This is a genomic window from Mycobacterium sp., assembly GCF_019247615.1.
Classification (GTDB): Bacteria; Actinomycetota; Actinomycetes; order Mycobacteriales; family Mycobacteriaceae; genus Mycobacterium.
In genome coordinates this window covers 25,235-37,719 of the sequence record NZ_JAFBAT010000163.1, presented here as the reverse complement: position 1 = coordinate 37,719, position 12,485 = coordinate 25,235, and the positions used below count along the sequence as shown (strand labels likewise).

The following is a 12,485-nucleotide window of genomic DNA, read 5'->3' as shown; positions in this document are numbered from 1 at the left end:
TAGCCCACTGGTTCGGCAGATCTATGTCTACGGCAACAGCGCGCAGCCGTACCTGCTGGGGGTTGTGGTGCCGACCGATGACGCACTGGCCCGCTTCGACGACCCGGCGACGCTCAAGGCCCGCATCGCCGAATCGCTGCAGAACGTTGCCCGCGAGGCCAACCTGCAGTCCTACGAGGTCCCGCGCGACTTCCTCATCGAGACGACGCCGTTCAGCCTGGAAAACGGCCTGCTGACCGGCATCCGCAAGCTGGCGTGGCCGAAGCTGAAGCAGCACTACGGCGAGCGGCTCGAGCAGTTGTACTCCGAGCTGGCGCAGGGCCAGGCCAACGAGCTGGCCGAGCTGCGGCGGACCGGCGCCGACCGTCCGGTGCTCGAGAGCGTCACCCGCGCCGCGGCCGCCATGTTGGGCACCGCGGCCGGCGACCTCTCCCCCGACGCGCACTTCACCGACCTGGGCGGGGACTCGTTGTCCGCGTTGTCGTTCGGCAACCTGCTGCGGGAGATCTTCGACATCGACGTCCCGGTGGGCGTCATCGTCAGCCCGGCCAACGACCTGCGCGCGATCGCCGGCTACATCGAGGGCGAGCGCAAGGGCACCAAGCGGCCGACCTTCGCCTTAATACATGGCGGGCTACATGGCGGGGCAAACGGTCGGGACCTCATCGAGGTGCACGCCAGCGACCTCACGCTCGACAAATTCCTCGAGGCGTCGACGCTGAGCGCCGCGCCGCAGCTGCCGAAGCCCACCTCCGAGGTGCGCACCGTCCTGCTGACCGGTGCGACCGGATTCCTCGGCCGCTACCTGGCGCTCGAGTGGCTCCAACGCATGGACCTCGTCGACGGCAAGGTGATCGCGCTCGTGCGGGCGCGGTCGAACGAGGAGGCGCGCGCCCGGCTCGACAGGACCTTCGACAGTAAAGACCCGACGCTGCTGGAGCACTACCGGCGGCTGGCGGCCGATCATCTCGAGGTGATCGCCGGCGACAAGGGCGAAGCAAACCTCGGCCTGGACCGGGAGACGTGGCAGCGGCTGGCCGACACTGTCGACCTGATCGTCGACCCGGCAGCCCTGGTCAACCACGTCCTGCCGTACAGCGAGCTGTTCGGCCCGAACGCTCTCGGGACCGCCGAGCTGATCCGGATCGCGCTCACCAGCAAGCAGAAGCCGTATGTGTACGTGTCGACGATCGGCGTGGGCGACCAGATCGAGCCGGGCAAGTTCGTCGAGGACGCCGACATTCGCGAGATCAGCCCGACCAGGGCGATCAACGACAGCTACGCCAACGGCTACGGCAACAGCAAGTGGGCCGGCGAGGTGCTGCTGCGCGAGGCCCACGACCTGTGCGGTCTGCCCGTCTCGGTGTTCCGCTGCGACATGATCCTGGCCGACACCAGCTACGCGGGTCAGCTCAACCTGCCGGACATGTTCACCCGGCTGATGCTGAGCCTGGTGGCCACGGGTGTCGCGCCCGGCTCGTTCTACGAGCTGGACGCCGAGGGCAATCGTCAGCGCTCGCACTACGACGGCCTGCCCGTCGAGTTCATCGCCGCGGCGATCTCGACGCTGGGCGTGCCGACTTCCGAGGACTCGGAAGGCTTCGCGACCTATCACGTGATGAACCCCCACGACGACGGCATCGGGCTCGACGAGTACGTCGACTGGCTCATCGACGCCGGTTACCCGCTCCACCGCGTCGCGGACTACGGCGAGTGGCTCCGGCGATTCGAAGGGGCGGTGCGCGCCCTGCCCGAGCGGCAACGCCAATACTCGTTGCTGCCGCTGCTGCACAACTACCAGAAGCCGGAACGGCCGATGCGCGGGTCGCTCGCGCCGACCGACCGGTTCCGCGCCGCGGTCCAGGAGGCGAAAATCGGTCCCGACAAAGACATTCCGCATGTCTCGCCGCCGATCATCGTCAAGTACATCACCGACCTGCAATTGCTCGGACTGCTGTGAGGCGCAGGACGATCAGGATGACGAACTGAGGCCGATCGCCAACAGCACGATCGCGATCACCGGGAATGCGCCCTGGACGAGGGCGGCCCGCGCCTTGTCCGGCGAGGACAACAGGAGCACCGCCGCGGCGGCGGCCATCGATCCGACCCCGGCGAACACGAGCGCGGCCCCGGCGGCGCGATGCCCCATGACGACCAACGCGATGCCGACGCCGCTGACGATCGCCAGGAAGAGGTTGTAGAAGCCCTGGTTGAAGGCCAGCAGCTTGGTGGTCTCGGCCTCCTCGGCCGTCGTGCCGAACGTGGCGCGGGTGCGCGGCGACGTCCAGGTCAGCGACTCCATGGTGAAGATGTAGACATGCAGCAGCGCGGCGAGCGCTGCGAATACCAACCCGACGGCGGTCATAGGGGAAGTTCAGCCAATTCGGCGCCGCAGCGCAAGGGCACCAGGCTCTAGATGCCAGCTTCTAGACGCCAGCCTCTAGACGTCAGCGTGGTGGCGACGCCCGAACAGGCCGCCGCCGGTGCGCCGACGGAACAGGCCGCCGGTGCGCCCACGCGGTTCGGGCTCGGCGGCCAGTTGGTCGGTCTGCGCCGCCGGCACATCGCGGGACTCGTTGTAGATGGCCGGTTCGCGCGCCGGCGCGCCGGCGGCCATGGGTGCGGCGACGGGCGCCCTTTCGGCGACCACCATGTCGCGCGCGTGCCGGACCGCGACCCGCCCGAGGGCGGCGCCGGCGAGGAACACGATCAGCGCGCCCAGACCGGTGAAGTAGGTGATTTCCAGCAGGGCCCGCTTAAGCTCTGTGGCGGCCACGGGCTGACCGACGTCGCCGATACCGAGTGCTGGCGCGAACGCCCGGCCGACTACGAACCAGGCGCCCCCGAGAACCGCCAGCCACCCACCGAACATGGCGGTGGCGCGATTGCCGGCGACGAGCAGCAGCAGGCCGCCCAGCGCGGTGGCCGCGCCCGGGAGCACCTCGAGCCATCCCTTGGCGGCCGTCCACGTCCATGCCGGGTCGGCCGAATACGCCCAGTCGACGTTGGGTCCGAAGAACGGCACCAGCGCACCCCAGGCACCCAACAGGATCAGGAGCAGTCCGGTCAGCGCGCCGCGGGTGCGGGGCATGTAGAGCGCGCGTGGACGTTCATAGTCGGAGTGCGTTTGCCTCATCGGGATCTCCTCCAGCAGGTAGTTACTGCTGGCTGAGTACCCGACGGTTTCGCGATATAACCTCGTCAGGCTTAGTCGAACAACGCCGGTTGGGCCAGCCCGGTCGCGCCGGCGGGCGGTGTCATGCCGAGGTGGGTCCAGGCCAGGGCGGTGGCCACCCGGCCGCGCGGGGTGCGGGCGATCATGCCGGCGCGGACGAGGAACGGCTCGCAGACCTCCTCCACGGTCGCGGCCTCCTCACCGACCGCCACGGCCAGCGTCGAGACCCCGACCGGTCCGCCACCGAACCCGCGGGTCAGCGCGGACAGCACCGCGCGGTCCAGCCGGTCCAGCCCAAGTTCGTCCACGTCGTAAACCGCCAGCGCGGATTTGGCGACGTCGCGGGTGATCACGCCGTCGGCACGCACCTCGGCGAAGTCCCGGACCCGGCGCAGCAGCCGGTTGGCGATCCGTGGCGTTCCTCGCGAGCGGCGGGCGATTTCCTCGCCCGCCTCGGCGCCCAGCTCGATGCCCAGGATGCTGGCGGAACGCGCCAGCACCCGCTCCAGGTCGGCGGGCTCATAGAAGTCCATGTGGGCGGTGAACCCAAAACGGTCGCGCAGCGGGCCGGTCAGCGCGCCGGACCGGGTGGTGGCGCCGACCAGGGTGAAGGGTGCCACCTCGAGAGGAATCGACGTCGCCCCCGGGCCTTTGCCGACTACCACGTCGACGCGGAAGTCCTCCATGGCCAGATAGAGCATCTCCTCGGCCGACCGGGCGATGCGGTGAATTTCGTCGATGAACAACACGTCGTGCTCCACCAGGTTGGACAGCATCGCCGCCAGATCACCGGCGCGTTCCAGCGCCGGACCGGAGGTCACCCGCAACGAGCACCCCAGCTCGGCCGCGATGATCATCGCCAGCGACGTCTTGCCGAGCCCCGGCGGACCGGACAGCAGAATGTGATCCGGCGTGCTGCCGCGATTCTTGGCCCCCTCGATGACCAGCTGCAGCTGCTCGCGGACCCGGGCCTGACCGATGAACTCCCGCAGCGAACGCGGCCGCAGGCTGACGTCGAGATCGCCGTCGCCGACCGTCAGCGCGGGTGAGACCTCGCGATCGGAATAGCCGTCCGAATAGTCGGTAGTCATCCGGCCTTGCCCAGCAACGACAGGGCGGCCCGCAGGGCGCCGGACGTGGTCGCGGCCTCACCGTTTTCCCGGCCGTCGGCCAGCACCCGGTCGGTGGCCTCCTCCGCCTGCTTTGCCGCGAAGCCAAGGCCGATCAAGGCTTCCACCACCGGGCTGCGCACGGCATGCCCGTTGGCCGCGGGTGCGCCGGCGACCGCACATGCGGGGCCCATCTTGTCACGCAGTTCCAGCACCATCCGCTCGGCGCCCCGTTTTCCGATGCCGGGGACCCGGGTCAGCGCCGCGACATCGCCGTCGTGCAATGCCTGCCGCAGCGCCGCCGCGTCGTGCACCGCCAGGGTCGCCATCGCCAGCCGCGGCCCCACCCCGGACACCGACAACAGCGTGAGGAAAAGGTCACGCGTGTCGGTGTCGACAAACCCGTACAAGGTCATCGAATCCTCGCGCACGATCATCGCCGTGATCAGCCGCGCCTCGCTGCCCTGTCGCAGCGTCGCGAGTGTCGACGGCGTCGCGTTGACCCGGTAACCGACGCCGGCCGCCTCGAGCACGGCGTGGTCGAGGGCCACCTCGAGGACCTCGCCGCGCACCGAGGCGATCATCGGACCGCCTTGATCTTGGCTTGCAGCTTGGCCTTCTCGTTGGCCTTCTGTTGGGCCTGAGCGATTCGAGCGATCATCGGTGCCCGCCAGCAGTGGCAGATTGCCAACGCCAGCGCATCGGCGGCGTCGGCGGGCGTCGGTTTGGATTGCAGGGCAAGGATTTTGGTGACCATCGCGGTGACCTGCGCCTTGTCGGCGGCGCCATTGCCGGTGACCGCGGCCTTGACCTCCGTGGGGGTATGGAAGTGCACGTCGGTGCCGCGTTTCGCCGCGGCCAACGCGATGACCCCGCCGGCCTGTGCAGTGCCCATCACCGTGGTCACGTTCAGCCTGGAGAACACCCGCTCGATTGCCACGACGTCGGGACGATGGGTATCAAGCCAGTGCTCGACGGCGTCGCTGATGGCCAGCAATCGCTCGGGGACCGAGGCATCGGTCGGGGTACGGACGACATCGACATCGAGCGCGACGAGATCTCGCCCGCGCCCGCCTTCGACCACCGACAGCCCGCACCGCGTCAGTCCGGGATCGACGCCCATCACGCGCATCAGCCGCTCCCACTTTCTCCCTCGAATTCCATCCCTCGTTTTTCCATCCCGCGTATTTCCGTCCCCCGGATACCGAACAGCTGTTCGATAGCCTAGCCGTTGGGTCCGACAGGATGCGGGCGCGACACGCGGCCCTGTTCCGGGCAAAAGCTGTTAACTTATAGCGCACGTTCGCTGTGGCGCTGTGGCAACGGAAGGTGTGGCGTGGGAACACTCCTGCTCGTCCTCGCGGCGGTGCTGTTCATCGGGTCGATCGTGGTGCTGGTCATCGCCTTGCGGCGGCCCAAAAAACCGGCCCACCCCCGCGGGCGTCAGGACCCGCTCAGCTTCAACGCGATGCCGCAGTTCGGGCCCCGCCAACTCGGCCCAGGCGCCATCGTCAGCTACGGCGGTGTCGACTATGTCGTCCGCGGCTCCGTGACGTTCCGCGAGGGCCCGTTCGTGTGGTGGGAGCACCTGCTCGAAGGCGGCGACCAGCCGCTGTGGTTGACCGTGGAAGAGGACGACGGTCGCCTGAAGCTGGCGTTGTGGGTCACCCGCAAGGACGTCAGGCTGCAGCCCGGCGACCAATACGTCGTCGACGGGGTCCAGTTTCACGAGACGGAGCGCGGCCGCTCCTCCTACACCACGGAGGGCACCACCGGCCTGCCGGCGGGCGGGGAGATGGAGTTCCTCGACTGCGCCAACGCCGACGAGTCCGCGCTGCTCTCCTTCGAGCGCTGGGCCCCGGACATGCCCTGGGAGATCTCGACGGGCAAGTCGGTGCTGCCCGGCGAGCTCACCATCTATCCGGCGCCCCCAGCCGCCTCCCCGTAGGACCGCCGAGGTGCCGCTTCATCAGCTCGCCGTGACCCCGGCGGACGTATCCGACGAGAGGCTGGGACTAGCGCTCAACGCCCCCGCGCCGTCGCCGCTGGCCACCTGTTCGCTCTCGCACCCCGACGGCGGCGCGCTGCTGCTCGGGGTTTTGGGTGCCTCGCACGTCGTCGCGGTCGAGCACGCGGAAGGGTCCTTCTCCGAGCAGGTTTCTTGCACCGCCCGCGACCTCGGGGGCGACCTGCCGCGGCGCACCGATGGCCCCGGCTACCGCCTGCGCTCGAGCACCGAGACGCTCGACGAGTCGGGCTTCCGCCGTCTCGCGCGCGAGCTCCGCGAACGCTGTGCGCGCGAACCGGACTGGCTCGGTGGCACGTTTCCCGGCGACGACGCCGCGCTCACGGCGCTGGCGGCCGAGCCGGAGGGCGCCGGCTGGCGGTGGCAAACCTGGCACCTGTACCCGCGGACTCCATTGGGCTCGGGCGGGACCGTGGTCCACACGGCGAGCCGATGGCGCCCATGAGCCGCAATCGGCTGTTCCTGATCTCCGGTGCGCTGGCACTCGCCGCCGTCGTGTCGCTGATTTTCGGAATCAAGCTGCAGCAGAAGAACATCGGGTCCTACATCGCGGGCCATTACCACGAGTATGCCCACGACGTAAACGGGACGCGCTACCAGTGCAGCGGCCCGGCCGATCAGGTCGCCGACGCGCTCGCCGACTACGCGACGCCGGAGGCACGGGTCGCCAACGGCGACAGCGAATACCTGCGCTACAGCAACAACATCGTGATCGTCGGTCCCGACGGCACCTACCCGTGCAGCATCCGCGTCGAGCCCCTGAGCGCCGGATACAGCCATGGCGCGTTCGTGTTCCTCGGGCCGGGGTTCTATCCCGGCTCCCCGTCGGGAGGCGCCGGCGGCAGCCCCGGCGGACCCGGCGGAACCAAGTGACGGCTTAGCGAGTCCAATGCAAAGGAGACAACCATGTACCTCGCCGTCGAGATAGGCAACGTCGACGTGAATCCCATCCTGCGCGGCGCGGTCGCGACGCTGTTGTACTTCTTGGTCGGAATGGGGGTATTGATCGTCGGCTTCTACATGGTCGACGTGTTGACCCCCGGAAAGCTGCGACAGCTGGTGTTCATCGATCGCAGGCCCAATGCCGTGGTCGTCGCAGGGGCGATGTACATCGCGCTCACCACCGTCATCGTCACCGCCATCGTCAACAGCTACAGCCAACTCGGTCAGGGGCTGCTCGGCGTGGCGGTGTATGGCTTGATGGGCGTGATTCTGTTGGGGATAGCGCTGCTGACGATGCACTTGTTGATCCCCGGGGACTTCCACCAGCACGTCGACGAGCCCGCGCTGCACCCCGGCTCCTTCGCGGTCGCCCTCATACTGCTGGCCGTGGGAGGCGTGACCGCCGCCGCAGTCTCATGACCGCAGTCGATGTGGCGGCGCCCGGCGCGGTCCGGTCGTCTTCGGGGCGGTGGCGCGCCGTCCTGCTGGCCGCCGTGGCCGCCTGCGCGGCGTGCGGAATCATCTACGAACTCGCGCTGCTGACGCTGTCGGCGAGCCTCAACGGTGGCGGGATCGTCGCCACGTCACTGATTGTCGCGGGCTACATCGCCGCGCTCGGAGCGGGCGCGCTGCTGGTCAAGCCGCTGCTCGCGCACGCGGCGATCACCTTCATCGCGGTCGAGGCGTTGTTGGGCGTCGTCGGTGGCCTGTCGGCGGCGGCGCTCTACGCGGTGTTCGCGTTCCTGGACGGCTCGGTCGGGTCGACCTGGGTGCTGGGGGTGAGCACCGCCCTGATCGGCGGGCTGGTCGGGGCCGAGGTTCCGTTGTTGATGACGCTGCTGCAGCGCGGGCGCACCTCAGGCGCGGCCGAGGCCGGCCGCGCGCTGGCCAACCTCAACGCCGCCGATTACCTCGGCGCGCTGCTGGGCGGGCTGGTCTGGCCGTTCGCGCTGCTGCCGCAGCTCGGGATGATCCGGGGTGCGGCGGCGACCGGGATCGTCAACCTGGCCGCGGCGGCGATCGTGGCGATTTGTCTGCTGCGCAGCGTCGTTTCCCCCCGCCAGCTGGCGACGGCGCTGTGCGCGCTCGCGGCTGCACTCGGCCTGCTCGCCACGTTGCTGGTGCGGTCGGCCGACATCGAGACGACGAGCCGGCAGCGGCTCTACGCCGATCCGATCATCGCCTACCGGCACACCCCCTACCAGGAGATCGTGGTGACCCGCCGCGGCAACGACATGCGTCTTTATCTCGACGGGGGCCTGCAGTTCTCCACCCGGGACGAATACCGCTACACCGAAACCCTTGTCTACCCGGCGCTGGGCGCCGGCGCCCGCTCGGTGCTGGTGCTCGGTGGCGGCGACGGCCTGGCCGCCCGCGAGCTGTTGCGCCAGCGCGGGATCGAACGGATCGTGCAGGTCGAGCTCGACCCCGCAGTGATCGACCTGGCGCGTACCACCATGCGCGACGCCAACGGCGGATCGCTGGACGATCCGCGCGTCAACGTCGTGATCGGCGACGCGATGACCTGGCTGCGGGGCACCAATGTGGCGGCCTCGGGGCCGTTCGACGCCATCATCGTCGACCTTCCCGATGCCGACACCCCCGTTCTCGGCCGGCTGTATTCGACCGAGTTCTATGCGCTGGCCGCGCGGGCGCTGGCCCCCAACGGCCTCATGGTGGTGCAGGCGGGCAGCCCGTTTTCCACTCCGACCGCCTTCTGGCGAACCGTCTCCACCATTCGGTCGGCCGGCTATGCGGTCACGCCCTATCACGTGCACGTGCCCACGTTCGGCGACTGGGGCTTCGCGCTGGCGCAGCCCGGAGAGGCGGCGCCCACTCCGCGGGTGCCGGCCGACGCGCCTCCCCTGCGGTTCCTCAACCAGCGCGTACTCGACGCCGCCACGGTCTTCGCCGGGGATATCGGGCCCCGCGCATTGGAGCCGTCGACGCTGGACAATCCGCGCATCGTCGACGACATGCGCCACGGTTACGAGTAGCTCACTGCTCGATCTGAGCCAGGATCTCGTCTGGGATGTCGGCGTTGGTCCAGACGTCCTGGACGTCGTCGCTGTCCTCGAGCGCATCGACCAACCTCATGACCTTCGCCGCGCCGTCGGCATCCAGCGATACGGTCACCGACGGCTGGAACCCCGCCTCGGCCGAGTCATAGTCGATGCCGGCCTCTTGCAGCGCGGTGCGCACCGCGACCAGATCGCCGGGCTCGGAGATGACTTCGAAGCTGTCGCCCAGGTCGTTGACGTCCTCCGCCCCGGCATCCAGCACGGCGGCCAGCACGTCGTCTTCGCTGAGACCGTTCTTCTCGAGGGTCACGACGCCCTTGCGGGTGAACAGGTAGGCCACCGACCCCGGATCGGCCATCGTGCCGCCGTTGCGCGTCATCACGGTCCGAACCTCGCTGGCCGCGCGGTTGCGGTTGTCGGTCAGGCACTCGATCAGCACCGCGACGCCGTTGGGCGCGTAGCCCTCGTAGGTGATGGTCTGCCAGTCGGCGCCGCCGGCCTCCTCGCCGGCGCCGCGCTTGCGGGCCTTCTCGATGGTGTCGTTGGGCACCGACGTCTTCTTGGCCTTCTGGATGGCGTCGTACAGCGTGGGGTTGCCCGCGGGATCACCGCCACCCGTGCGGGCCGCGACCTCAATGTTCTTGATCAGCCGGGCGAATTCCTTACCACGGCGCGCGTCCTTGACGGCCTTTTGATGCTTGGTGGTGGCCCACTTGGAATGGCCGCTCATTGGTGTGCTGTACCTCTTCGTCCGTTGATAAGTCGCCCAACGAGTCTACGTGGACGCCCAGCGTGGGCCCCAGGTACGTGAGGGCCGCCCCTCAGGCGACCCCCCGGACGATGTCGACGAACAGGTGGTGGATGCGACGGTCGCCGGTCATCTCGGGGTGAAAGGCCGTCGCCAGCTTGGGGCCCTGTCGGACCGCGACGATGTGGCCCGCTGCCCGGGCCAGCACCCGTACGCCCTCACCAACCCGCTCGACCCAGGGCGCGCGGATGAACACCGCACGCACCGGATCGTCGAGATCCGCGAACGCGATATCGCCTTCGAAGGAGTCGACCTGTCGTCCAAAAGCGTTGCGTCGCACGGTCATATCGATGGCACGCAGCGGCAGCGCCTGCCGGCCCCGAGCACCGGCGTCCAGGATCTCGCTGGCCAGCAGGATCATGCCGGCGCACGCGCCGTAGGCCGGCAGCCCCTCGGCCAACCGCCCCCGCAGCGGCTCGAGAAGCTCGAAGTCGAGCAACAGGTGGCTCATCGTGGTCGATTCCCCGCCGGGAATGACCAGCCCGTCCACCGCGTCCAGCTCGGCGCGGCGGCGTACCGGCGTCGCCTCTGCCCCGGCTTCGCGCAGCGCCGCCAGGTGCTCCCTGGTGTCGCCCTGCAGCGCCAGGACCCCGATGTTCGGAGTGCTCACGGCTGGAACCCGCGATTGAAGCGGGTCAACCCCTCCTGCATCACCGCTGCGACCATCTCGCCGGTCTGGGTGAAGATCTTGCCCTGGCACAGCGCGCGACCGCCGCTGGCCGATGGCGAGGACTGGTCGTACAGCAGCCACTCGTCGGCCCGGAACGCCCGCATGAACCACATCGCGTGGTCCAGCGACGCAACCTGCAGGTGCTCGCGCACGTCGAGGTGGTTGACCTGGGCGGAGCCCAACAGCGTCAGGTCGCTCATGTAGGCCAGCGCGCAGATGTGCAGCACCGGGTCATCGGGCAGCGGGTCGCGGTGGCGGAACCACACCTGCTGCTGGGAAGCCTTGCCGGGCGAAAGTTCCAGGCGTCCGCGCGGCACGATGCAGACGTCCCACTCCTCGAACTGCTTGAATCCGGCCTCATCGAACACCTTGATCGAGCTCAGGCCGGGCAGGCCGTCGGGCGGCGGCGCGGCCGGCATGGCGTCCTGGTGGTGGATGCCTTCCTGGTCGGTCTGGAAGGACGCGCCCATGCTGAAGATGATTTCCCCGTGCTGGATGGCGTTGACGCGCCTGGTGGCAAACGACCCGCCGTCGCGGGTGCGCTCGACGATGTAGACCGTCGGCTTGGTCGCCTCCCCGGGCCGCAGGAAGTAACCGTGCAGGGAATGGACCTGGTAGTGCGGGTCGACGGTGCGCACCGCCGAGACGAGTGACTGCCCCGCGACGTGGCCGCCGAAGGTGCGCTGAAAATATCCCGACCCCGGGCTGAACACGCTCCCGCGGTAGATGTTGACCTCGAGCTGCTCGAGATCGAGGATCTGCTCGATCGACACGGGAGGTTCTTACCAGCCGCGCTGGGCCAGGCGATGCGGCTGCGCAATCTGCTCCACGTTGATGCCCACCATCGGCTCGCCCAGCCCGCGCGACACCTTGGCCAGCACATCGGGATCGTCGTAGAACGTGGTGGCCTTCACGATCGCGGCCGCACGGTGCTCGGGGGCGCCAGACTTGAAGATGCCCGAGCCCACGAAGACGCCCTCGGCGCCGAGCTGCATCATCATCGCCGCGTCCGCGGGGGTGGCGATGCCGCCGGCGGTGAACAGCGTGACCGGCAGCTTGCCCGCCCGGGCGACCTCGAGGACCAGATCGTAGGGTGCCTGCAATTCCTTTGCCGCCACGTACAACTCGTCCTCGGACAACGAGGCCAACCGGCGGATCTCGCCGCTGATGGCCCGCATATGGGTGGTGGCGTTGGAGACGTCACCGGTTCCGGCCTCGCCCTTGGAGCGGATCATGGCCGCGCCCTCGCCGATGCGGCGGAGCGCCTCGCCGAGATTGGTCGCCCCGCACACGAACGGCACGGTGAACTTCCACTTGTCGATGTGATGGGTGTAGTCAGCGGGGGTCAGCACCTCCGACTCGTCGATGTAGTCGACGCCGAGGCTCTGCAGGATCTGAGCCTCGACGAAGTGGCCGATGCGCGCCTTGGCCATCACCGGGATGGTCACCGCGGCGATGATGCCCTCGATCATGTCGGGATCACTCATCCGCGACACCCCGCCCTGGGCGCGGATGTCGGCCGGCACTCGTTCCAGCGCCATCACGGCGACCGCCCCGGCCCCCTCGGCGATGCGCGCCTGCTCGGGGGTAACGACGTCCATGATGACGCCGCCCTTGAGCATTTCGGCCATGCCGCGCTTGACCCGCGCCGTTCCGGTCTGGTTGCCCCGGCTCGAATCCACTGGCTTTTTGTCTTCCTCAACCATCGCAGCTCCACTCTAGTGGTGCGCGACA

At 68.9% G+C, this 12,485-nt stretch carries 15 protein-coding genes; 6 read left to right on the top strand and 9 right to left on the bottom strand.

What is annotated here, in order from left to right; genetic code table 11:
* The coding region (locus tag JO059_RS11090) for a thioester reductase domain-containing protein (RefSeq protein WP_293316775.1) at positions 1-1,960 on the top strand (1,960 nt) is incomplete at its 5' end.
* Positions 1,961-1,972: 12 nt separating this feature from the next.
* Here JO059_RS11090 and JO059_RS11085 read toward each other — a convergent pair.
* The 5 genes from JO059_RS11085 to ruvC all read right to left on the bottom strand — a co-directional run bounded on the left by JO059_RS11085 (position 1,973) and on the right by ruvC (position 5,416).
* The gene (locus JO059_RS11085; protein WP_293316773.1) at positions 1,973-2,365 is read right to left on the bottom strand and encodes a DUF1304 domain-containing protein; all 393 of its coding nucleotides are present in this window, start codon (positions 2,363-2,365) and stop codon (positions 1,973-1,975) included.
* Positions 2,366-2,440: 75 nt separating this feature from the next.
* Positions 2,441-3,136 (bottom strand): hypothetical protein, encoded by a 696-nt coding sequence (locus JO059_RS11080; protein ID WP_293316771.1) that lies wholly within the window; start codon positions 3,134-3,136, stop codon positions 2,441-2,443.
* A gap of 71 nt (positions 3,137-3,207) precedes the next feature.
* Positions 3,208-4,266: a Holliday junction branch migration DNA helicase RuvB gene (gene ruvB / locus JO059_RS11075; protein WP_293316769.1), complete on the bottom strand. Its 1,059-nt coding sequence runs from the start codon at positions 4,264-4,266 to the stop codon at positions 3,208-3,210.
* Positions 4,263-4,868, bottom strand: a complete 606-nt coding sequence (ruvA, locus tag JO059_RS11070; protein WP_293316767.1) for a Holliday junction branch migration protein RuvA — start codon at positions 4,866-4,868, stop codon at positions 4,263-4,265. The genes ruvB and ruvA overlap by 4 nt, the downstream gene beginning before the upstream one ends.
* Positions 4,865-5,416 (bottom strand): crossover junction endodeoxyribonuclease RuvC, encoded by a 552-nt coding sequence (gene ruvC / locus JO059_RS11065; protein ID WP_293316765.1) that lies wholly within the window; start codon positions 5,414-5,416, stop codon positions 4,865-4,867. The genes ruvA and ruvC overlap by 4 nt, the downstream gene beginning before the upstream one ends.
* Before the next feature lie 204 nt (positions 5,417-5,620).
* Between ruvC and JO059_RS11060 the strand changes: the two genes are divergently transcribed.
* The 5 genes from JO059_RS11060 to JO059_RS11040 are packed head-to-tail and all read left to right on the top strand — an operon-like array spanning position 5,621 to position 9,249.
* The gene (locus JO059_RS11060; protein ID WP_293316763.1) at positions 5,621-6,232 is read left to right on the top strand and encodes a DUF4178 domain-containing protein; all 612 of its coding nucleotides are present in this window, start codon (positions 5,621-5,623) and stop codon (positions 6,230-6,232) included.
* A 10-nt stretch (positions 6,233-6,242) separates the two neighbouring features.
* Entirely contained in the window at positions 6,243-6,755 is a 513-nt protein-coding gene (locus tag JO059_RS11055; protein ID WP_293316761.1) for a DUF2617 family protein, read from the top strand.
* On the top strand, positions 6,752-7,183 hold the full coding sequence (locus tag JO059_RS11050; protein WP_293316759.1) for a DUF4247 domain-containing protein: 432 nt from the start codon (positions 6,752-6,754) through the stop codon (positions 7,181-7,183). The genes JO059_RS11055 and JO059_RS11050 overlap by 4 nt, the downstream gene beginning before the upstream one ends.
* Before the next feature lie 33 nt (positions 7,184-7,216).
* Positions 7,217-7,672 (top strand): DUF350 domain-containing protein, encoded by a 456-nt coding sequence (locus JO059_RS11045; RefSeq protein WP_293316757.1) that lies wholly within the window; start codon positions 7,217-7,219, stop codon positions 7,670-7,672.
* Complete coding sequence (locus JO059_RS11040) at positions 7,669-9,249, top strand: polyamine aminopropyltransferase (protein ID WP_293316755.1); 1,581 nt, start codon at positions 7,669-7,671, stop codon at positions 9,247-9,249. Before JO059_RS11045 ends, JO059_RS11040 begins: the two co-directional genes overlap by 4 nt.
* A 1-nt stretch (position 9,250) precedes the next feature.
* Here JO059_RS11040 and JO059_RS11035 read toward each other — a convergent pair whose 3' ends face one another.
* From JO059_RS11035 to pdxS, 4 genes are all read right to left on the bottom strand, one after another.
* The gene (locus JO059_RS11035) at positions 9,251-10,003 is read right to left on the bottom strand and encodes a YebC/PmpR family DNA-binding transcriptional regulator (protein WP_293316753.1); all 753 of its coding nucleotides are present in this window, start codon (positions 10,001-10,003) and stop codon (positions 9,251-9,253) included.
* A gap of 91 nt (positions 10,004-10,094) precedes the next feature.
* Positions 10,095-10,691, bottom strand: coding sequence for a pyridoxal 5'-phosphate synthase glutaminase subunit PdxT (pdxT, locus tag JO059_RS11030; RefSeq protein ID WP_293316751.1), 597 nt, complete (start codon positions 10,689-10,691; stop codon positions 10,095-10,097).
* Entirely contained in the window at positions 10,688-11,524 is an 837-nt protein-coding gene (gene tesB, locus JO059_RS11025; protein ID WP_293316749.1) for an acyl-CoA thioesterase II, read from the bottom strand. The genes pdxT and tesB overlap by 4 nt, the downstream gene beginning before the upstream one ends.
* 9 nt (positions 11,525-11,533) lie before the next feature.
* Entirely contained in the window at positions 11,534-12,457 is a 924-nt protein-coding gene (gene pdxS / locus JO059_RS11020; RefSeq protein ID WP_293316747.1) for a pyridoxal 5'-phosphate synthase lyase subunit PdxS, read from the bottom strand.
* Between the last annotated feature and the right edge of the window lie 28 nt (positions 12,458-12,485).

Coding starts and splice junctions, on each gene's coding strand:
- pdxS (WP_293316747.1), bottom strand. CDS start 12,457: ATGGTTGAGGAAGACAAAAAGCCAGTGGATTCGAGCCGGGGCAACCAG.
- JO059_RS11080 (WP_293316771.1), bottom strand. CDS start 3,136: ATGAGGCAAACGCACTCCGACTATGAACGTCCACGCGCGCTCTACATG.
- JO059_RS11040 (WP_293316755.1), top strand. CDS start 7,669: ATGACCGCAGTCGATGTGGCGGCGCCCGGCGCGGTCCGGTCGTCTTCG.
- ruvC (WP_293316765.1), bottom strand. CDS start 5,416: ATGCGCGTGATGGGCGTCGATCCCGGACTGACGCGGTGCGGGCTGTCG.
- ruvB (WP_293316769.1), bottom strand. CDS start 4,266: ATGACTACCGACTATTCGGACGGCTATTCCGATCGCGAGGTCTCACCC.
- JO059_RS11050 (WP_293316759.1), top strand. CDS start 6,752: ATGAGCCGCAATCGGCTGTTCCTGATCTCCGGTGCGCTGGCACTCGCC.
- JO059_RS11085 (WP_293316773.1), bottom strand. CDS start 2,365: ATGACCGCCGTCGGGTTGGTATTCGCAGCGCTCGCCGCGCTGCTGCAT.
- JO059_RS11035 (WP_293316753.1), bottom strand. CDS start 10,003: ATGAGCGGCCATTCCAAGTGGGCCACCACCAAGCATCAAAAGGCCGTC.
- ruvA (WP_293316767.1), bottom strand. CDS start 4,868: ATGATCGCCTCGGTGCGCGGCGAGGTCCTCGAGGTGGCCCTCGACCAC.
- JO059_RS11045 (WP_293316757.1), top strand. CDS start 7,217: ATGTACCTCGCCGTCGAGATAGGCAACGTCGACGTGAATCCCATCCTG.